The organism is Phreatobacter sp. AB_2022a, assembly GCF_026847585.1.
In the GTDB taxonomy this organism is placed as follows: domain Bacteria; phylum Pseudomonadota; class Alphaproteobacteria; order Rhizobiales; family Phreatobacteraceae; genus Phreatobacter.
Map to the genome: position 1 here is coordinate 38,173 of NZ_JAPSET010000011.1, position 19,056 is coordinate 57,228.

Here is a 19,056-nt window from a genome sequence, read left to right on the forward strand (position 1 = left end):
CGGGTTCAGGCTGCAAAGGGCTTGCTGACATCTTCAAGGGCGTCCTTGGCCATCGCAATCAGGCGCTGGCGAACATGGGGTGAGAAGTTTGCAACCGGTCCGCCGGTACGCATCGGCGAGTACACGAACTCGCGCCCATCTGGCGCCCGTTCGACGGTCAGGTCGTAAACCACGACCCCCTCGATCGGCTCGATATTGAAGCGTGCGAGGCACACGAAGCCTCGTCGCGACGGCCTGTCTCCAGGCCGCACGTCCTTGATGCGCAACGCATCCTCCTTTGAGGACCCGGCCAGGGTTGCCGCCCTGGGCCGGAGTGGTGCTGTGGGTGAGATTTAGGCGGCCTTCGCGCGTGCGTTATCATTCGCGTGGGCATAGACCCCCGTGCGCCTGCGAGTGGCGAGCCACGCGCGTAGGTCCGCTTCGTCATACCGGACGGCAGCCCCGATCTTGTAGAAGACCGGGCCGTCGCCGCGCATGCGCGATTGATTGAGCCAGCTAGTGGATTTTCCGAGAAACTGGGCCGCCTCGGAAGAGGTGAGCATCGTCGATCTCCAATGCAGGGATCGTAGGGGAGGGTTATGGCGCCTCAGGTGTGCGCAAAACTCCCTGTAAGCGTCGATGCCAAAAAACGACAAGATCTGTCAGGTGATTTTTAGTTTTTTCAGCCAATGCCAGTCCGCCCACTTGTCGCCCACCTGTCTGAGGTGGCCGTAGCGCTGGAGGCTTGGCCACGATCGATGGCCCGAAACCGATGCAACCTGCGGAATGGTGCGGCCCATCTCGAACAGCCGCGACACGCCCTCATGACGTAGATCGTGGAAATGCAAATCGTCGACGGCCAAAAACTGGCAAGCGCGCGTGAAGGCGGCACCCACTGCGTCTGTTGAGATTGGGAAGATTCGATCGCCGCCCCGTGGCATGGACAACGCAATGGCGAGCGCCTCATCCGGCATCTCGCACCAGACATCGTTCCCACGCTTTTGTCCCGGGTGTTTCATATCGCGTACCAGGACGCGCTTGCCGCCTTCGTCGAGGTCGACCCATCGGATACGGCAAATTTCCTCAAGGCGTCGGGTGGAAAAGATGGCGAAGGCGACGACGACGTGCATCGGTGCGGATCTTGGCGAGCGAGCTTGGCGATCAATGAAGTGCTGCATGATCCGATCAATTTCAGCGATAGTTGGTCGCCGCTCGCGTTTCGACGATTTCGTGATCCTGCCCTGGCGAGCGAGAACGTCACGCGCAGCCTTCATTTCATTCGGATCGAGCTGGATGCCGCGTGACGGACGCGCATCGCGAAACACGGCGGATAGATGACTGACGTAGTTGCCCACTGTTTGAGGTTTGCGACCCGCGCTCAGTAGGTCGGTCGCGAATTGAACGATGTCATGGCTGCGGATTAATGCGCAGTCCATTTCCGCGACAGGATGAGATTTGATTGATCGGAGGACCTGTTCCTTGGTCCGGCCAATTGACTTGTTGTCTTCCTCGTAAAATTCGATAGCGGCACGGAGTGTCGTCACCGGCCGGTTAAGTTCCTCGATGGCGCCGGGACGATCGAGTTCGCGCTCGCGAAAAGCAGCCCAGGATTTGGCCTCGCGAACGCTGTTGAATGTCTTCGCCTCTCGCCAGACAATGTGACCGTTCTTTTTCTTTACGATTTGTGCCGTGTGACCGGTCGAGCCGTCTTTTCGGCGACGTGATATGATAGTGCCCATCGGTACGACATTGCCTCCCAGTGGTACGACAATGTCATACTCAATCCTACAAATGGCTGCAATCTCATGAAAAGCGATGATGGCAGCTAAAAGAGTTAGAATGGTGCAAGATATTGATTAATAAGGGAAAGGCAGGAAAATCAGGCGCTTGGCGATTCTCCGTGGCGCCGATGATGGACTGGACGGACCGGCATTGCCGGTTCTTCCATCGCCTCATGACGCGCCATGCGCGGCTCTATACGGAGATGGTCACCGCCGGCGCCGTGATCCATGGCGACCGCGCGCGGCTCATCGGCCTGTCGCGGGCGGAACATCCGGTCGCCCTGCAGCTCGGCGGCGCCGATCCGGCCGCGCTCGCCGAGGCGGCCCGGATCGGCGAGGATTTCGGCTATGACGAGATCAACCTCAATGTCGGCTGCCCGTCCGATCGCGTCCAGGGCGGCCAGTTCGGCGCCTGCCTGATGGCGACGCCCGGGCTGGTGGCCGACTGCGTCGCCGCCATGAAGGCCGCGGTGCACGTGCCCGTGACGGTGAAATGCCGGATCGGTATCGACGACCAGGATCCCGAAGAAAGCCTCGACGCCCTGGCCGACGCGGCGGTCGCCGCCGGCGTCGACGCGCTCACCGTTCATGCCCGCAAGGCCTGGCTGAAGGGCCTGTCGCCGCGCGAGAACCGGGACATACCGCCGCTCGACTACGGCAGGGTGTTCCGCCTGAAGGCGCGCCTGCCGGGGCTGCCGATCGCCATCAATGGCGGCATCCGGACGCTTGCCGAGGCCGAGGCGCTGCTGGCGCCGCGCGGCGGGGTCCGTCTCGACGGCGTCATGCTCGGCCGGGCGGCCTATCAGGATCCGCATCTGCTCGCCGCCGTCGATCCCGTGCTGTTCGGCGTGCCGGCCCCCGTCGCGAGCCTCGACGAGGTGATTGAGCGCTTCGTCCCCTATATCGAGGCGCAGCTTGCGGCGGGCGTCCGCCTGTCCGCGATGACCCGGCACATTCTGGGGCTCTACCAGGCCGTTCCTGGTGCGCGGGCCTTCCGCCGCCACCTGAGCGTCGAGGCCGTGAAGCCCGGCGCGGATGTCCGGGTCGTCAGGGATGCGCTGGCGCTCGTCGTCTCCGCCCGGGGCGACCACGCCCTGCGCGCCGTCGCCTGAAAGGTCTCCCGTCCATCGCTCGGCGCCCGCCAGGCATATTCTCATTGCAATGCAACCAAGTCGACGCGGGCAGTTCCGCCATGCGTCAGGGGCACTTGAACGCGCCGTGCGCTAAGTCCAGTGTCCGCCGCCTTCGCACTTGCGAAAAGCTCCACGTATCTGAAGGTCATCATGCTCTTTGGCGTCCCCTACGACCAGCTGGCCATCCTGGCCTTCGGCCTGCTTGCCGCTGGTGCTGCCACCGGCATCCTCGCCGGCGTCTTCGGTGTCGGGGGCGGGGCTGTCATCGTGCCGGTGCTTTATGAGCTGTTTGGCGTCGTCGGCGTGCCCGTGGAGGTGCGCATGCCGCTCTGCGTCGGAACCTCGCTCGCCATCATCATTCCGACCTCGATCCGGTCGTTCCAGGCCCACAAGGCGCGCGGCGCGGTCGATCTCGACGTGCTCAAGGCCTGGGCCGTGCCGGTCATTGCCGGCGTCGTGGTCGGCAGCGTCATTGCGCGCTACGCCCCGCCGGTCGTGTTCAAGCTCGTCTTCGTCTTCGTCGCCGGCCTGTCGGCCTTCCGCCTGCTGACCGGCAAGGAGCTGAAATTCGGTACCGGCATGCCCGGTCCCGTCGGCATGGCCGCCTCGGGCGGCGTCATCGGCATTCTCTCCAGCCTGATGGGCATCGGCGGCGGCCAGCTCGGCAATCTCGTGATGATGGCCTATGGCCGCACCATCCATAATGCGGTGGCGACGTCCTCGGGCCTCGGCGTGCTCATCTCCATTCCAGGCGCCATCGGCTATATCCTCGCCGGCTGGTCGAAGGCGGCCGACTATCCGGCCGTCGCGGCGATCCAGTTTCCCTTCGCGCTCGGCTATGTCTCGCTGGTCGGCTTTCTCCTGTTCATCCCCACCTCCATGTGGACGGCGCCGCTCGGCGCGCGTCTCGCCCATGCCCTGCCGAAGCGGCAGCTGGAGATCGCCTTCGGCCTGTTCCTGCTGATCGTCAGCGGCCGCTTCCTGTGGGACTTCATCGCCCGTTAGGGGGATTGCGACAGGCCGGCCTGGCCGGCACTTTGCTGCACCGCAAATGGGAGGCACCGTTGAGCCATATCGCGCAATCCGAAGGGCCACGCGTCACCGTTCCGCTGATCCAGCAATGGAAAGGCGAGGGCCGCCGCCTGGTGATGACGACGGCCTATGACGCGGTGGCCGCCCGCATCGCCGATCCCGTGGTCGACATGATCCTGGTCGGCGACAGCGTCGGCAATGTCTGTCTCGGCTTCGACAATACCCTGCCGGTCAGCATGGCCATGATGAACCACCATCTGGAAGCTGTGACGCGCACGCGGCCGCGCGCGCTCGTCGTCGCCGACATGCCCTATCTGAGCTTTCATCTCGGGCCCGAGGAGACCATCCGCAATGCCGGCGGCTTCATGCAGCGCGGCGCCGGCGCGGTGAAGCTCGAAGGCGGCGCCAAGCGCATCGACATGGTCAGGGCGCTTGTCGACTGCGAGATCCCGGTCATGGGCCATCTCGGCTTGACGCCGCAAAGCGTCAACGTCATGGGCGGCTTCAAGGTTCAGGGCCGCGCCGCCGCCGATGCGCTGCGCCTGCTCGACGACGCCCATGCGCTGCAGGAGGCCGGCTGCTTCGCCCTGGTGCTCGAGGGCATTCCGAGCGAGCTTGCCGCGCGCGCCACCGAGACCCTGCGCATCCCGACCATCGGCATCGGCGCCGGCCCGCACTGTTCGGGGCAGGTCCTGGTGTTCCACGACCTTCTGGGCCTCATCCAGGGCCACAAGGCGAAGTTCGTGCGCACCTATGTCGATGGTTTCGCGCAGCTGCAGGACGGTATGGCGCGTTATGCCGAGGACGTCCGCAGCGGCGCCTTTCCCGGCCAGGCCGAATCCTATGCCCTGCCGCAGGCCTTGCAGGCGGCCGTCGCGGCATGGACGCCGAAATCCTAGCGGGATTCCCGGCCGCCCCCGAAGTCAGGGGCCGGCGACGGCCGAGGCCACCGCGTAGTCGGCCGCCAGCCTGATGTCGCGCAGCGGCCGCACGAGCTGGATCGTGGTCTCGTAGAGCGGGTGTGCCTTGTAGGCGGCGAGCGCGGCATCGTCGTCGAATTCGCCATAGACGACCACGTCGACATCATTGCCGAGCTGGTCGGTCTTCTGGTTGCGCGCGATCTCGAGGCGGCGGGCGTGCGGAATCCGGGTCAAGTGCGCGAGGCCTTCGACGATGCGGCCGATGTCGGCCTTGTCCCTGGCGCTGAACAGAACGATGTGGCGGATCATGGCTGTGCCCGAATGGGGAGGGGCCTTCTCGCTATCAGGTGAGGCCTGCGATGCAAGGCGCATTGTGCCTTGGCGGGTCGGCTCCGTGCCGCCACGATAGCCAGTCTTGCTTCTTCGCTCTTGCCAGATATTAGGAATTATGTCTTAATGCATGGAATGTACCGTTGGGCTTCATGGCCCCGGACAGGATTTCCACAAAGCACATCCGATCATTGCGGTCGCTATCGCGGCACAATTCCGCCGCGAATGGCGGCTTCGTCCTGGCTCCCTGTCGTGTCGACTTATCCACAGCCGCCAGATTGTGCTTGACGAATGATAGGAATTAAGTCATAGTACGAGAAATAGACGATCGGAAATTCCGCACAGCGGCCGGTCGGTCATCTCCCGACAATCTGGAGCCGAACAGGCCGCAACGGCGCCACCCCTGGCGGGGCAGGCGGTGTGCGGGCCTGTCGACCCTCGCGGCTGCTGAGCCGCGCAGGCACCAGGCCAGTCATTCCGGAACGGAGCTTTCAGTGGCAACGCAGACCGAAACCAAGATCGTGGAAAGCCTGTTCGCCGAGCTTGCGGCGCTGGCCTTGACGCCGCCGCTTCCCATTGCCCTGCCGAACCTCGACTTCACGCCGCCCGCCGATGAGAAATGGCTGCGGGTCAGCGAGGCGCCGAGCCCCATTCTGCCCGCGGCGCTCGCGGCGGCCGCGCCGGCCTATCTCGCCATCACGCCGGGCGCGCGGGACTATAACGGCACGATCCAGGTCGACGTCGTCTGGCCGCAGCGCACCGGCATCACCGCACCGAAGGAGGTTGCGGGCGCGATCGCCGCGCATTTTTCGCCGGCCAAGGCCATCTATGGCGACGGCGTGAAGGTCAAGGTCATCCGCTCCCATGTCGGCGCCAAGGTGGATGAGGCCTCCCGCATCTACCTGCCCGTGACCATCCAATACCGCGCCTTCGCCTGAGCCGCTCCGGCTTCGCCCCTTCGAGCTTGCCCCTGTCCCGGCCCCGGCCGGTCACGTCAGCCCCGCCATCCGGCGGGGTTTTTTTGTTGGAGAAACCTGATGATCACCACGACGTCCGGCGCCAAGGTCTATGTCGGCCCGACCACGCCCGCCACCGACGCCGCCGGCTATGCCGCGCTCACCTACACGGAAGTCCATGAGGTGGAGAGCATCGGTGAATTCGGCGAACAGTCCGCCGCCGCGACCTTCACCGCCATCGGCTCCCCCATCGTGCGCCGGGTCAAGGGCGCGCGCGATCCCGGCACCCTGCTGCTGACGCTTGGCCGCGATGCCCTCGATCCGGGCCAGGTCGCGCTGCGCGCCGCCGAGAAGACCAAGTTCGCCTATGCGGTGAAGATCGTCGCGGCGGATCGCGCCGACGCCAACGACACCGACACGGTCTTCTATTTCCACGCCATGGTGCAGTCGGCGAAGACCACCTTCGCCGATGCCGACAAGGTGACCAAGCAGACCTTCAATCTCAGCATCGTCTCGCCGATCATCGAGGTCCCCGCCACGGTCGTGCCGTGATCCGAGGGACGACGCCGATGCAGGGTGATGTCGAACTCATGCTCGATGGCCGGCCGGTCGTGCTCAAATGCACGCTCGGCGCGGCGATCGAGATCGACGAGCGCCTCGGCGGCTTTGCCGAGGCCTTCCGTCAGCTCGCCGGCTTCAAGCTCGGCGCCTTCACGGTGATCGTCGCCGCCGGTCTCGGCCGGCGGCCGAACGAGGTCAAGGAAGCGGTCTATCGCAGCGGCATGGCCGACCTCATCGCGCCGCTGACCGACTATCTGACGCTCCTGTCGAATGGCGGCCGCGCGCCGCCGGCAGTCGAGGAGGCTGCCCGGACGGGGGAAGGGTGAGCCACGCGGCTTTCCACGCGTGGCTTTTCGAAATCGGTACCGGCTGGCTCGGCTGGTCCGAGGAGCAGACGCTTGGCGCGAGGATCACCTCCATCCTGGCCGCCTACAAGGGCCGCCTGGATCTCTTGCGCACGATTTTCGGCGGCAAACCGGCTCCGGCCGACAAGCCGCCGGTGTCGGGGCGTGAGGTGAAGGGGCTCTTGCGCACCCTCAAGGCGGCGAGGGAGAGCAGGGCCGGTCCATCCTGATCGCCCCTGCCTCTGACCGGCCGCGCCGACGCAAATCACCTGATGCGCCGGCGGCCTCGTGCCGCCGGTGCCCGGCCGTGTGGCCTCTGAACGCACGCCCGCTCGATCATTTGCCGGGTGAAACCGGCCTCTCGTGATGTCTCAATCGATGGAACCTGTCATGGATGCCGCACTCGACCTCAAGATCGATACGGGCCAGGTCTCCGCGGCCACCCGCGAACTGGACAAGCTCGCCGCGACCTTCGAAAAGGCGGAGCTTGGCGCGTCGCGTCTCAGCAAGGCTGCGACCGTGGTCGATGATGCAACCCGCAATCTCTCGCGCAGCCTCAACGACCAGACGGACACGATCGGGCCGCTGAACAAGGCCGAGCGTGGTTATGACGGGCTTGTGGAACGCCTGCACCAACTCGAGCTGCTGCGGAACGGCGTGACCGTCACGGCCGATCGCAGCCCGATCGCCCGCAGTGCGCTGGGCGCCACTGCGCCGCTGCCGCAACCGCGCCCGCCGGAGGCCCCGGCGCCTGAGGGTATCGGCGCGCTCGACGACTACACCAAGAAGCAATGGGAGGAATTTTCCGGCGGCGCGCGGAGCAGTGTCTCCACCATCCTGAAGGAAATCTCCAAGGGCAAGCCGGTCGGCGATGCCCTGCTGGCCGGCGCGCGCGGCTTCAGCGACAAGCTCATCGACATGTCGGTGAGCCGGATCTTCGACTCCCTGTTCGGCAAGACCAGCGCCGGCCCGGCCGGGTCGGGTCTGCTCGGCAGCCTGTTCAGCTGGCTGTTCCCGGTCGCGAGCGCCAACGGCAATGTCTTCAGCCCGATCGGGCTTCATGCCTTCGCCGACGGCGGCGTCGTCTCCCAGCCGACGCTCTTTCCCTTCGCCGGCGGCATGGGCCTGATGGGCGAGGCGGGACCTGAAGCCATCATGCCGCTGCGGCGCAATTCCTCCGGTCAACTCGGTGTGATGGCGGCAACCGGCGCGGGCGGCAGCGACCGGCCCGGTGTCATCATCAACAACTACAATGGCGGCGAGGTGCGCGAGCGGACCGGGCCAGACGGCTCGACGGTCGTCGACATCTATCCGGCGCTGCAGGCGCAGCTCGCGCGCGACGTTGCCGGCGGCCAGGGCCATCTCGGTTCGGCCATCCAGGAGCGCTTCGGCGTCCACCAGAACGGCAATCTGCGCGGCTGAGCCTGGCCGCGCGTCCGCCTTTTCCCGCCTCATCAGTTCAGGAACGACCATGACACTCCCCGTCTGGCCGGCTTCGCTCCCCCGGGAGCCGAAGACGGATGGCTATTCGCGCCAGAAGCGCTTTCCGCCCGTGATCACCGAAATGGAGGATGGCCCGGTTCTCGCGCGCCCGCGCAGCCGGATCCGCGCGCGGCGCGACACCGCCAATTTCGTCATGGACGGCAGCCAGCTCGCGACCTTCGAGAGCTTCTTCGACGATGTCCTGCGCGACGGCACGCTGCGCTTCACCATGCCGACCGCCAATGCCGACGGCAGCTATGCCGACCGCACCGTTCATCTCGACGGCGAGCGGCCGAAGATCGTGCCGTTCAGCGACGATGCCTGGCAGGTCACCCTCTCACTGACGGTCTATTACTGATGTCCATCATCTCCGCCGCCATGCAGCAGGCCTATGCCACGAGCCCGTCGGACGACATCATTTCGACCGTCGAGCTCAACCATGCCGCCTTCGCCGAGCCGCTGCGCCTGGTCACCGGCCAGGATCAGCCGCTGACGGCGACGCTGGAGATGGAGGCGCCCTTCGATCCCGGCCAGGCGGTGACCTTCACCGCCGTCGCCTTCGCGATCCAGCCGCCGGGCCATACCGGCAACGGGCCGACGCCCGCCACCGTCAAGATCGACAACGTGTCCGGCCAGATCGCCGCCATCCTCCGGCAGGCCATAGCGAGCAACGCGGCCGTTCGCGTCATCTACCGCGAATATGTCGCCTCCGACCTCTCCGCGCCCGGCCAGGTCATCCGCGACCTCAAGCTCAGGCGCGTGACCGTCACCGGCAGCACCGCGACGGGCGAGATCGGCTACGAGGAGATGCAGTCCAAGGCCTTCCCCCGTCAGATCTATGACAAGGCCCGGTTCCCGGCGCTCTACGTGCTGTGACCCTCGATGCCTTTCTGAATGCCATCAACGGCGAGCCGTGGACCGAGGAACGCAATTGCTGGGCGCTGACCGCCGAGATCCAGCAGCGCTTCTTCGCCCGCAGCCTGCCTGTCGTCGCCTATCCGCCCTCGGGCCTTGCCCGCCACCGGCTGTTCCTGTCGCATCCCGAACGAACGCGCTGGCGGCGCGTCGACGGGCCGTGCCACGGCGCCGTCGTGCTCATGTCCAAGCGTCGCAAGCCGCGCATCGATGAACATGCCGGCGTCTGTCTTCTCATGCCGGGCCCGATGATCGTCCACGCCGACCGCCCCCAGGGCGTGGCGATCGAGGATCTCATGCTGGTCGAGGCCCGCGGCTGGCTTCCCGAATTCTACGAGCCCCTATGACCCAGATCGCTTTTGCCAATGTCACCGGCGGCGAGTTCGCGCCGCGCATCGACCTGAAGGGGCGCCGGCGCCGGCTCGACCGGATCGTCAGCGCCCATGCGTCGCGCATGAACGGCGCGCCGTTCCTGGTTTCCGTCCATCGCCCGGGCGAGATCTTCGCGCCGACCGAAGAGTCGGTCTGGCTGCCGGAGGTCGACAAGGCCTATCCCGGCCGGACCTGGGCCGACCGTGCGGTCGCGCGCGACGAGATCGTGCTGTTCACCGTGCTGCCCCAGGGCGGCTCGGGCAGCCAGTCCGGTGCCAAGATCGGCCTGGCGGTCGCCTCTATCGCGCTCATCGCGTTCGCATGGTGGGCTGGCCCTGCAATTGCCAAAGGTCTTTTGGCTGCTGAAACCATCGCGGCGACCTCGGTAGGGCCGGTCGGCAACGCCATCACCGCCGGTATCCTTGTCGGCGGCGGCGCGCTGCTGGCGGCGCTGGCGCAGCAGAAGGCGCCGGCCAAGCTCTATGGCGTCACCGGCGGCGGCACGCTCGGCCGGCCCAACGAGCGCATCCCCGTCGGTTATGGCCGCTTCTGGCATGCGCCGGATCTTGCCCAGCCTGACTATTTCACCCACGACGGCGAGGACATGACGCTCTACAAGCGTCTGATCGTCGGCTGCGGCAAATACCGGATCAGGACGATCCGCGCCGGCGCCACCACGCTCTGGGCCGAGGGCGCGGCCAGCGGCCTGCCGAATGGCGGCCCGACCTCGGCCGGTGTCACCACGCCCTTCACCGGCACGCAGGTGGAGTTCCTCTACGGCCAGCCCTCGGCGCTCGTGCCCGGCGATGTCCTGACCTCGCCGAGCGTGTCCGGTGCGGTCCTGCCGCTGTCCAACGATCCGAACCCGATCGCCGGACCCTTCGTGGTGACCCCGGTCGGCGTCGAGATCTCCCGGCTGCAGGTCGATTACAGCTTCCCCAATGGCTACTGGAAGACCAATACCGGCACGACGCTGGAAATCGACATGCGCTTCGAATATGCGCCGGTCGACGATGCCGGCCAGCCGATCGGTCCCTGGCAGACCCTTTACCGGGAGACCAATCCCGCGCTGAAGGTGATGCAGCCGAAGCGCTTCACGAGGACCAAGGACGTGCCGCTCGGCCGCTATGCCGTGCGCGCCTACAACAACCTGCCGCGGCTCGACGTCGATTCTGAAGCCAAGTTCCAGCGCAACATCCAGTGGGACGCGCTGCGCGGCCACATGCCCGATGTCAGGGTGCGCGAGGGGCTCACCGAGCTCTGCATGAAGATCCGCAGCGGCAAGTCGCTGACCGCCACCGCCTTCGCCGATATCCAGGTGGAGGTCGAGCGGCTCGGTCCGGTCTGGAACGGCAGCGAATTCGTCGAGGGCACGATCCGCAACTGCGTCGACTGCTATGTCGACGTCCTGCGCGACCCGGCCTTCGGCGGCGGCGTGGAGGCTCATCTCATCGATCTTGCCAAGGTGCGTGCCTATCAGGCCGTCGGCGGCCATTCGCTGACCTTCGACGGGCTGATCCGCGGGCCGGTTTCGCTCTGGGACGCGGCGCGCACGATCATGTTCCCGTTCCGCGCCGAGCCGGTGCGGCTCGGCGCCGGCTACAGCTTCGTCCGCGACGAGCCGAAGGCCGTACGCCGGCACACGTTCAGCCGACGGCAGATCGTGCGCGGCACGACCTCGCTCGATTTCCAGCTCGAGGCCGACGACGGCACCTCGCACGTCATCGTCGCCTATACGGAGGCGGCCGATCCCAAGCGCAAGAACACGGCGGAGGCCTATTACGGCATGCCGTCGACGACGCCGCGGCGGATCGAGATATCCGGCATCTCGACCTATGCGGCGGCGGTCGAGACCGCGCGCTGGCTGGCCGCCGCCGGCTTCTATCGGCGCGCCACCGTCTCGTTCCAGACCGAGCTCGCCGGCCGCCTGGTGCTGCGCGGCGATCCGATCGCGGTCGATTCCTGGTTCGTCGCCTCGCGCCAGGTCGCCGGCGTCACCGGCGCGGCCGGACTGACGCTCGCGCTCGACATGGACCTCGCCGTCATGGCCGGCGACTATGCCATGCTGCGCGACAGGGGCGGGCAGGAATGGGGACCGGTGCGCCTCGTTCAGGGGACGGGCCTTCGCGAGGTCGTGCTCGATGCCGCCGATGTGGCGGCCGAGGAGGCCTCCTCCGGCGTGGTGCTCGCCGACGTGCTCGGCGATCCGGAAAGCGCGCCGCCGAGCATCATCGTCGGGCCGATCGTCGAGCATGGCGAGCAATGGCTGGTGGAGAGCCAGCAGCCGAAGGACAAGGGCCTGACGGCGCTCACCGCCAAGCTCGACAGCGCCGCGGTCTATGATGCCATCGGCGCGGTCATCCCGCCCGATACGCCGCTCACCTGGCCGCTCGTCAGCGACGAGGCGCCGGCGATCTGGACGCTGTCGGCCAAGGTGCTGCAGCACACCTCCTCGCTCGAGCTGCAATGGGCCGTGCTGGCAAGCCCCGGCGCCGCCCGCTTCGAGGTGCAGCTCAGCCAGGACGGCGCCGACTATTCGACCATCTACGACGGCGCCGCCAATGCCGGCACCGTGCCGCTGCGCTATTCGGACACGCCCGTGCAGGTCAGGGCGCGGGCCTATGGCGCGACCGGTCTGCCCGGCGCGTGGAGCCAGCCCTATCAGCTGGTGGTGCCGAAGCCGGTGGTGACGGCGACCGATGTCGAACACGACGTCATCGCCTACACGATGATCAACGGCGCCATGCGCAACGCGCTGGCCGAGGCCAACAAGCAGCGCGACGAGATCAGGGCCGAGGTCGAGGAGCTTGCCCAGGGCCAGACCGAGATCATGGAGCAGGTCACCGAGATGGGCATCCGCCAGGGGCGGCGCCTGGTCTCTGTGCAGGGCCAGGCCGAGGCGCGGCTCGTCGAAATGCGCGAGGTCTTCACCGACCCGGTGAACGGCTTCGCCAAGGCGAGCGAGCTGAAGGGCCTGCAGGCCGAGATCAATGATCCGGTCACGGGGCTGGCGAAGACTCGCGCGGAATTCACGCAGTTCTCGTCGACCCAAACGGAACGCAATTCAGCGACGGCCTCTTCGCTGATTGATCTCGCCGCGCGCATGACGACGGCGCAGGCCGGCGTCGATGCCAATGCCTCGGCGCTGGCGAGCACCAATGTCACGGTGAGCAATCTCAACGGCACCGTTTCGGCGCAGACGAGCCAGATCAACAATCTGCAAGCCTCGGTCGGCAGTCTCAGCGCCAACGGCCTGTTGCAGTTCCGCCAAGCGGCTTCGCTGCCGGGCGGCGCGGCGTCCGGCGTGCAGATGCTGGTCAAGGCGACAGACGGTGGAGGGATGGCTGAGGCCGGGATCGAAGCCTATGCGCAGGCGGGCGGCGGCAGCACGCCGAAAGGCATGGTCGTACTGGTCGGCAATCGTATCTACCGCCGACCGGAGGCCGGCGGCGCGCCGCAGCTCATGGTGGATGAGCATGGGCGGTTTGTCCGCAACGGCATCGCATCCGGTACTTCAAGCGAATTACGCCGGGTCCTCCGCCCGGTCGATGTGGATTATGTCGACATCGGCGTCGGCGACTGCCCGGGTGGTGGAGCTAACGGCTGGGCCGAGTTTCCGATCGGTGGACCAATAAGGATTACGCCTAATCCTGGGGCCGTGCCGGGCGCCGGGATATCGGATGCACCGGTCATGGGATTCCTGCGCCTGAAGTCGGTTTCAAGCGGCACGCACAGCATCGGCGGCACCGGGACCGCCTGGCCGTGGGTCTATGTCGATTTTCGAGTCATTGGCCGCAGCGGCGGCGGTGAGGTTGAGATTCTGTCGCCGCAAGAATTTGGCGTCATCACGTTGCCGGCGCAGACCGCAAACTGGAGCGCTTCCATCAACCAGATCCTCGACACGGGCTGCAATACCGTACCGGCTGGCGATTGGCAGTTTCTGGTTCAATGGCGGTTACGGACAGCTTGGACCACCCAACCGATCCCCGCCAGCCAGCAGCGTATCAAGCTCTCTGGCTCGGCCGTCATCGACGCTCGCTTCTGCTGATTTTTCGCTCGGGGAATACAAATGGCTTACGATAAATTGCTCACCGCCGCTCCCGGCGTGTGGACGATCACGCTCGCCCAGGGCAGCGCGACCGCACCCGTCGCGGGTATCCTGCTCGTGACGGCGGGCGCCCGCGAAGGCGATGCGGTTCTCGACGACGAAGGTCGCGTTCTCGTCATCAAGGCGCTGACCGAAACCGAAATCACCTTCGCATGGCCCTACAAGGCCACGACGCGGACGATCGATCTCGTCATCGAAGAGCGGTCGATCAACCGGGCGATCAACACCGCAAGTTCCGCCGCGGCCATTGCCGCGCTGGCGCGCCTGCAGAATGCGGCCAACCTGGCGCCGAACTATCCGGTTCTGTCTCATGGCAACACGCCGCCGGCCGTTCCCGCGGACGGCGACCGGCATCTCGTCGGCCTCGCGCCGACCGGTGTCTGGGCCGGCAAGGCCAAGCATCTGGCACTTTACAGTGCCGCAACGGCCGAGTGGTCATTCACGCCGCCTGAAGACGGCATGAGCGTGGTGCTCGCCGGCACGTCGGCGCGGCTTCAATATAACGGTGCAAAGTGGGGGCTCGACGCCCTCGGCGCGGCCGGCGGCCAATTGACGGGGCCGCTCGATTGGGCGCCTGCAGTCGACGTCGCTTCGGCGCCGATCATGGATCTTGGAGCGGCCAATTCCAACCTCATCAACATCACTGGTACTGCGGCCATCTTGTCGCTTGGCATGGCGGCCGATGGCGTCCACCGCACGGTCAAATTCGCCGATATCGTCACGCTAGTTCACAGTCCTGTGCTGATGCTCCCGGGCGGCCTCGACATCACGACGGCGAATGGCGACGGAGCCGAATTCGTCAGCCGGGGGAGCGGCAATTGGCAGTGTTTCAGCTATACGCGGATCGACGGGACGCCCCTGGGGCTTCGCGCAGGCTCGGTGGCCACGGCCAAGCTCGCCGATGCTGCGGTGACCAACACAAAGCTTGCCGACATGGCGACCTCGCGCATCAAGGGGCGTGCGTCGGTTGGAATGGGGGCGCCTGAAGACCTCTCGCGCGACCAGGTGCGCAATCTGATCGGGCTTCCGACGACGACCACCGCGGGTCGCGTGCCGCGCTTTGGCGATACCAGTGGCACGATCGAGTCTTCATCCGGGATCAGCATCGACGCGTCCGGCAATACGACCTTCCATGCCGGGATTGGTCAGTTCGCCGGGGCAGTAGGCTCGAGACAGGCCATGCGGAATCTTGGCTGGTCAAACGGCCAGATTCGCATTCAGGAAGAGCTTTATCTCGACGGTTCTTACCTGCTGCATATTTGGGACGGTGCTGGGAATTACGTTCGAACGCCGCTGCAGGTGAAGTATGACGGAACGTGCTTGGGCTACACGTATCAGTCATCCCAGTTCTTTGGATCGTCAGGCATAGTGATGCGGGCGACCAACACGACGTCGTCCGTTGAGATTTATGGAGGGGATAGCTACAGCAACGGCGCCGCCATTAGTGTCTTTGGCAAGGACGTCGCCACGGCGAATAGCCAGATTCGTTTCCATACCAATGGAGTTGCCCGGTTCGCGATCGACGCTACGGGCACCTTCGTTCCCTTCAGCGATGGCGCGCAGGACATCGGTTGGTCCGGCGCTCGCATGCGAAACATTTTTGCGACAAACCCCAACATCGTCACGTCGGACGCTGCCGAGAAGAATTTACTTGGTGATGACGACCAAGCGCTTCTGGCTGCTTACGACACGCCTGTCCAGTTCTGGCAGTGGAAATCGGCGGTCGATGACAAAGGCGAGGATGGCGCGCGGATCCATTTTGGGCCGACTGCGCAGGCGTTCCGCGACGCATTGATTGCGCGCGGGCTCGATCCGAAGCGTTATGCGGCCTATTGCGAAGACCCACTTTTCGACGATGTCGATCAGCAACACACGGTGAGCGAACAGGCAAAATCCGTGCGATCGGTAACGCGACAGGACATCGAACTTCGGGACGGCCGGGCGGTCCTGGTTACCAAGACTGTCGACGAAGACGTTCTCGAATTTGATGAAGTACCAGTCGAGACCAGCGACGGCCTACCGCTCCTTGGGGCGGATGGAAAGCCGACCCTGCATCGCGCGCCGCGAATGGTCCAAGTGGTGAAGACGATCAAGGGCAAAGCGCCTCGCCTGGATCGGCAAGGCAAGCCAGTCGTTCGGCATGGCCTGCGCTACGAGTATTTCTTTGCCATGCGGAGTGAGGCAGCAAGGCGCATCGCGGACGGCACTTTGAGCTACGTCGCGCAACCGGCAGCACCTCGATCCCTTGCTTAGGCTGCTGTTGCCCCTTGGCCGAGCGTTGCACAGCGGCATGGGCGCCGGTCTCCCGCGATTCCATGCATTAAGAACGATCCATGCTTGAGCCGTTATGGTCGACACGCTTCGAGGCGGCAGCCTCCGCTCACCACATGTTTCGGCTCCACCGTCGTCTGCGCCATAAGCGCTAAATCCAGGAACAATCGATGTCTTACGACAAGCTGCTCGCCGCCGAGCCCGGCGTGTGGACGATCACGCTGACGCAGAACAGCAGGACCGCATCCGTTGCCGGCATCCTTCCGGTGACCGCCGGGGCCCGAGAAGGCGATGCCGTTCTCGACGATGAAGGCCGCATTCTCGTCATCAAGGCGCTGACCGAAACCGAGGTCACCTTGGCCTGGCCCTACAAGGCCGCGACGCGCACGATCGATCTCGTCGTCGAACAGCGTTCGATCAACCGGGCGATCAACACGGCCAGCTCGACCGCCGCCATTGCGGCCTTGACGCGCCTGCAGAATGCGGCCGACCTTGCGCCGAATTACCCCGTTCTGTCCCATGGCAATACGCCGCCGGCAGCTCCGGCGGATGGCGACCGGCATCTTGTCGGCATCGACCCGACCGGTGCGTGGGCTGGCAGGGCTGAACACCTCGCGCTTTACAGCGCTGCCACAGGCAAATGGTCCTTCACGCCGCCGCAAGACGGCATGAGCGTCGTGCTCGCGGGCACTTCGGCGCGGCTTCAATACAATGGCACGGCCTGGGGCATCGACGCGCTCGGCGCGACCGGCGGCCGACTGACCGGGCCGCTTGATTGGGCTTCTGCCGTCGATGTCGCGTCGGCGCCGACCGTCGATCTCGGCGCGGTCAACTCGAACCTCGTCAACATTACTGGCGCGACGGCCATCGCGGCCTTTGGCACTGCGGCTAACGGGGTCTGGCGTTTGGTGCGGTTCGCCGACGCGCTTGTTCTGACGCATGGGGCGTCGCTTGCTCTTCCCTCCGGTGCCAATATCGTAACGGCAACCGGGGATTGGGCGCTGCTTGTTAGCGGCGACGGTGTCTGGCAGTGCGCGGGCTACACACGGGCCGACGGCACGCCGCTCTCCCTCGGGGCAGGCACGGTGACGACGACCAAACTTGTCGATGCCGCGGTCACCAATGCCAAGCTCGCCGACATGGCGGCAGGTACGATCAAGCTACGCGCGCTCGCTGCCGGCAGCGGCCCGCCGATTGACGGCACACCGGCGCAGGCGCGGGCGATCGTCCAGGTGATCGATCCGACGCCGAGCCTGATCGTCAATGGGGCGATGCAGCACAGCCAGGAGTACGGCAACACGGCCGTGCCGATCACTGGTACGGGCGCCTGGCCATATATCGCCGATCAGATGTATGTGGCGACAGTCGGTGCAGGCATAGGCATTACCGTCCAACGCGTCGCTGCGCCGACGCCAGGGGGCGCCACCAATCGCCTTCGGCTGACCGTCACGACGGCCAAGGCGGCGGTGGCGGCCGGCGATTTCATGCTGGTTCAGCAAACGATCGAAGCCCAGGCGCTGGCCGGCACACGGTTCGGCTCAAGCGGTGCGCGGCGTTTGCTTGGCTCTTTCATGTTTCGGGGGCCAGCCGGCACGTACGGCTGGAGGTATGCTAGTGCCGGTGGCGCGCGGTGTTTTCTTGGAACGTTCACGATCACCTCGGCGCAGGCCAACACGGACACGCTCCAGACGATCTCGATCGATCCGGACGCAATCGGACCGTGGATACTGACCGGGGCGGGCGCAGGGGCGGCGTTTTCGGTGACGCTCGCCTGCGGGGCCAATTTTTTCGGCACGCTCGGTTGGAACACTGCCGATACGATGTCGACCGCCGCACAAATCAACGGTCTGGGCTCAACAAGCAACGTCTTTGAAATCGGAGATATTGATCTTTATCCGGATATCTCGGGTATCGGTTCAGTAAGACCATTTGTCGTGCCCGATCCTGCTGCCGAGCTTCTGCGTTGCTTACGATACTACGAAAAGAGCCTCCCGGCCGATAAAAATCCCGGTTCACCCACCAATTTGTTCAACCAGTATCCCATGCCCAATGGTGGCATGTATGCGACTGTTCGATTTAAAGTCCAAATGCGAGCCAGTCCCACTGTGTCGATTTATGACACTGCAGGAAATGTCGGTCGAATTACATACTACGATACTGATTGGCGGAACGGTGGAAATTACTCTTGGGTTCTCGCAAACGAAAATGCATTATTTGTTCAAGCGAACATAGTTGGAGGTCTTATCGGCTGTTTTGAGTATGTAGCTAAGGCGAGGATGTGAGCATAATCGCGCGGGACTCTGCCAACGGACAATCAGTCCATGTTGTATTAGCTGATGGTGAGCGGTTCGGCCGGCTTCGCCGGCCCTACCGAAATCTCCATCCCCGTCGCCCCCGGCAACCGCGAATATGACGAGCTGATCGCGCGCGAGATCCCGATCGCGCCCTACGAACCGCCGCCGGTCGACCTGGTCGCCTATGCCGCCCGCCGGCGCTGGGAGATCATCGAGGCGGCGACCGTCGATGTCGGCGGCGTCGCGGTGCCGGCGGATGCGACGACTCGCGCGGTGGTGACGGCGGCCTATGTCCAGGCGGTGGCCGCTTCCGGTTTCACGATCGATCCCTGGAAAATCTCTCCCGGCCATTACGTCACGCTGACCGCGGCGCAGGTGATCGCGATCGGCGACGCCCTTTCCGCCTACGTGCAGTCCATGTTCGCCAAAAACCGCGACATCGACGATGCCGTAGCCGCCGGCACAATTACCACGACGGCCGAGATCGACGCGGCCTACGCGACCTGACCTGACACCTCACCAATGAGCCCACCCACCCCGGCGCCGCCCGCGCCGGGCTTTTGGCGTTCGCCTTCCCA

At 65.3% G+C, this 19,056-nt stretch carries 19 protein-coding genes; 15 read left to right on the top strand and 4 right to left on the bottom strand.

All coding sequences use genetic code 11. From position 1 onward, the window contains the following. Nucleotides 1-5: 5 nt before the first annotated feature. From OZ671_RS10075 to OZ671_RS10085, 3 genes are all read right to left on the bottom strand, one after another. Nucleotides 6-266, bottom strand: a complete 261-nt coding sequence (locus OZ671_RS10075) for a hypothetical protein (RefSeq protein WP_268860639.1) — start codon at nucleotides 264-266, stop codon at nucleotides 6-8. Nucleotides 267-332: 66 nt separating this feature from the next. After that, nucleotides 333-542 carry a helix-turn-helix transcriptional regulator gene (locus OZ671_RS10080; protein WP_268860640.1) on the bottom strand — a complete coding sequence of 70 codons (210 nt, stop codon included), beginning with the start codon at nucleotides 540-542 and terminating at the stop codon, nucleotides 333-335. A 99-nt stretch (nucleotides 543-641) separates the two neighbouring features. After that, nucleotides 642-1,718: a tyrosine-type recombinase/integrase gene (locus tag OZ671_RS10085; protein WP_268860641.1), complete on the bottom strand. Its 1,077-nt coding sequence runs from the start codon at nucleotides 1,716-1,718 to the stop codon at nucleotides 642-644. Nucleotides 1,719-1,834: 116 nt separating this feature from the next. Here OZ671_RS10085 and dusA point away from each other — a divergent pair, with 116 nt between their 5' ends. The 3 genes from dusA (at nucleotide 1,835) to panB (ending at nucleotide 4,824) form a co-directional block, all read left to right on the top strand. Continuing rightward, entirely contained in the window at nucleotides 1,835-2,872 is a 1,038-nt protein-coding gene (gene dusA, locus OZ671_RS10090) for a tRNA dihydrouridine(20/20a) synthase DusA (protein WP_268860733.1), read from the top strand. 171 nt (nucleotides 2,873-3,043) lie between these two features. Next, the gene (locus tag OZ671_RS10095; RefSeq protein WP_268860642.1) at nucleotides 3,044-3,898 is read left to right on the top strand and encodes a sulfite exporter TauE/SafE family protein; all 855 of its coding nucleotides are present in this window, start codon (nucleotides 3,044-3,046) and stop codon (nucleotides 3,896-3,898) included. 59 nt (nucleotides 3,899-3,957) lie between these two features. Next, nucleotides 3,958-4,824, top strand: a complete 867-nt coding sequence (gene panB / locus OZ671_RS10100) for a 3-methyl-2-oxobutanoate hydroxymethyltransferase (RefSeq protein ID WP_268860643.1) — start codon at nucleotides 3,958-3,960, stop codon at nucleotides 4,822-4,824. A gap of 24 nt (nucleotides 4,825-4,848) precedes the next feature. On the opposite strand, the gene OZ671_RS10105 is transcribed toward panB, so the two are convergent. Beyond that, nucleotides 4,849-5,154 carry a Dabb family protein gene (locus OZ671_RS10105; protein WP_268860644.1) on the bottom strand — a complete coding sequence of 102 codons (306 nt, stop codon included), beginning with the start codon at nucleotides 5,152-5,154 and terminating at the stop codon, nucleotides 4,849-4,851. Between the two features lie 515 nt (nucleotides 5,155-5,669). Here OZ671_RS10105 and OZ671_RS10110 point away from each other — a divergent pair. The 12 genes from OZ671_RS10110 (at nucleotide 5,670) to OZ671_RS10165 (ending at nucleotide 18,985) form a co-directional block, all read left to right on the top strand. Next, nucleotides 5,670-6,113: a phage tail terminator-like protein gene (locus OZ671_RS10110; RefSeq protein ID WP_268860645.1), complete on the top strand. Its 444-nt coding sequence runs from the start codon at nucleotides 5,670-5,672 to the stop codon at nucleotides 6,111-6,113. 99 nt (nucleotides 6,114-6,212) lie between these two features. Further along, entirely contained in the window at nucleotides 6,213-6,683 is a 471-nt protein-coding gene (locus tag OZ671_RS10115; RefSeq protein ID WP_268860646.1) for an iron ABC transporter substrate-binding protein, read from the top strand. 17 nt (nucleotides 6,684-6,700) lie between these two features. Continuing rightward, the gene (locus tag OZ671_RS10120) at nucleotides 6,701-7,018 is read left to right on the top strand and encodes a hypothetical protein (RefSeq protein ID WP_038309989.1); all 318 of its coding nucleotides are present in this window, start codon (nucleotides 6,701-6,703) and stop codon (nucleotides 7,016-7,018) included. Then, nucleotides 7,015-7,266: a hypothetical protein gene (locus OZ671_RS10125; RefSeq protein WP_268860647.1), complete on the top strand. Its 252-nt coding sequence runs from the start codon at nucleotides 7,015-7,017 to the stop codon at nucleotides 7,264-7,266. Before OZ671_RS10120 ends, OZ671_RS10125 begins: the two co-directional genes overlap by 4 nt. A 160-nt stretch (nucleotides 7,267-7,426) precedes the next feature. Beyond that, nucleotides 7,427-8,458 (top strand): phage tail tape measure protein, encoded by a 1,032-nt coding sequence (locus tag OZ671_RS32070; RefSeq protein ID WP_442957067.1) that lies wholly within the window; start codon nucleotides 7,427-7,429, stop codon nucleotides 8,456-8,458. A gap of 49 nt (nucleotides 8,459-8,507) precedes the next feature. Next, nucleotides 8,508-8,876, top strand: coding sequence for a hypothetical protein (locus OZ671_RS10135; RefSeq protein ID WP_268860648.1), 369 nt, complete (start codon nucleotides 8,508-8,510; stop codon nucleotides 8,874-8,876). Then, the gene (locus OZ671_RS10140) at nucleotides 8,876-9,394 is read left to right on the top strand and encodes a DUF1833 family protein (protein ID WP_268860649.1); all 519 of its coding nucleotides are present in this window, start codon (nucleotides 8,876-8,878) and stop codon (nucleotides 9,392-9,394) included. The genes OZ671_RS10135 and OZ671_RS10140 overlap by 1 nt, the downstream gene beginning before the upstream one ends. After that, nucleotides 9,391-9,780, top strand: a complete 390-nt coding sequence (locus OZ671_RS10145; protein ID WP_268860650.1) for a hypothetical protein — start codon at nucleotides 9,391-9,393, stop codon at nucleotides 9,778-9,780. The genes OZ671_RS10140 and OZ671_RS10145 overlap by 4 nt, the downstream gene beginning before the upstream one ends. Continuing rightward, complete coding sequence (locus OZ671_RS10150) at nucleotides 9,777-13,853, top strand: host specificity factor TipJ family phage tail protein (protein WP_268860651.1); 4,077 nt, start codon at nucleotides 9,777-9,779, stop codon at nucleotides 13,851-13,853. Before OZ671_RS10145 ends, OZ671_RS10150 begins: the two co-directional genes overlap by 4 nt. Before the next feature lie 21 nt (nucleotides 13,854-13,874). Then, on the top strand, nucleotides 13,875-16,166 hold the full coding sequence (locus OZ671_RS10155; RefSeq protein WP_268860652.1) for a DUF2793 domain-containing protein: 2,292 nt from the start codon (nucleotides 13,875-13,877) through the stop codon (nucleotides 16,164-16,166). A gap of 188 nt (nucleotides 16,167-16,354) precedes the next feature. Beyond that, complete coding sequence (locus tag OZ671_RS10160; protein ID WP_268860653.1) at nucleotides 16,355-18,466, top strand: DUF2793 domain-containing protein; 2,112 nt, start codon at nucleotides 16,355-16,357, stop codon at nucleotides 18,464-18,466. Between the two features lie 54 nt (nucleotides 18,467-18,520). Continuing rightward, entirely contained in the window at nucleotides 18,521-18,985 is a 465-nt protein-coding gene (locus tag OZ671_RS10165) for a DUF4376 domain-containing protein (protein ID WP_268860654.1), read from the top strand. The last annotated feature ends 71 nt before the right edge of the window (nucleotides 18,986-19,056 follow it).

Bases quoted from the DNA above. Each gene is read 5' to 3' on its own strand.
- OZ671_RS10080 (WP_268860640.1), bottom strand. From the start codon at position 542: ATGCTCACCTCTTCCGAGGCGGCCCAGTTTCTCGGAAAATCCACTAGC.
- OZ671_RS10085 (WP_268860641.1), bottom strand. From the start codon at position 1,718: ATGGGCACTATCATATCACGTCGCCGAAAAGACGGCTCGACCGGTCAC.
- OZ671_RS10095 (WP_268860642.1), top strand. From the start codon at position 3,044: ATGCTCTTTGGCGTCCCCTACGACCAGCTGGCCATCCTGGCCTTCGGC.
- OZ671_RS10105 (WP_268860644.1), bottom strand. From the start codon at position 5,154: ATGATCCGCCACATCGTTCTGTTCAGCGCCAGGGACAAGGCCGACATC.
- OZ671_RS10115 (WP_268860646.1), top strand. From the start codon at position 6,213: ATGATCACCACGACGTCCGGCGCCAAGGTCTATGTCGGCCCGACCACG.
- OZ671_RS10120 (WP_038309989.1), top strand. From the start codon at position 6,701: ATGCAGGGTGATGTCGAACTCATGCTCGATGGCCGGCCGGTCGTGCTC.
- OZ671_RS32070 (WP_442957067.1), top strand. From the start codon at position 7,427: ATGGATGCCGCACTCGACCTCAAGATCGATACGGGCCAGGTCTCCGCG.
- OZ671_RS10135 (WP_268860648.1), top strand. From the start codon at position 8,508: ATGACACTCCCCGTCTGGCCGGCTTCGCTCCCCCGGGAGCCGAAGACG.
- OZ671_RS10140 (WP_268860649.1), top strand. From the start codon at position 8,876: ATGTCCATCATCTCCGCCGCCATGCAGCAGGCCTATGCCACGAGCCCG.
- OZ671_RS10150 (WP_268860651.1), top strand. From the start codon at position 9,777: ATGACCCAGATCGCTTTTGCCAATGTCACCGGCGGCGAGTTCGCGCCG.
- OZ671_RS10155 (WP_268860652.1), top strand. From the start codon at position 13,875: ATGGCTTACGATAAATTGCTCACCGCCGCTCCCGGCGTGTGGACGATC.
- OZ671_RS10160 (WP_268860653.1), top strand. From the start codon at position 16,355: ATGTCTTACGACAAGCTGCTCGCCGCCGAGCCCGGCGTGTGGACGATC.
- OZ671_RS10165 (WP_268860654.1), top strand. From the start codon at position 18,521: ATGGTGAGCGGTTCGGCCGGCTTCGCCGGCCCTACCGAAATCTCCATC.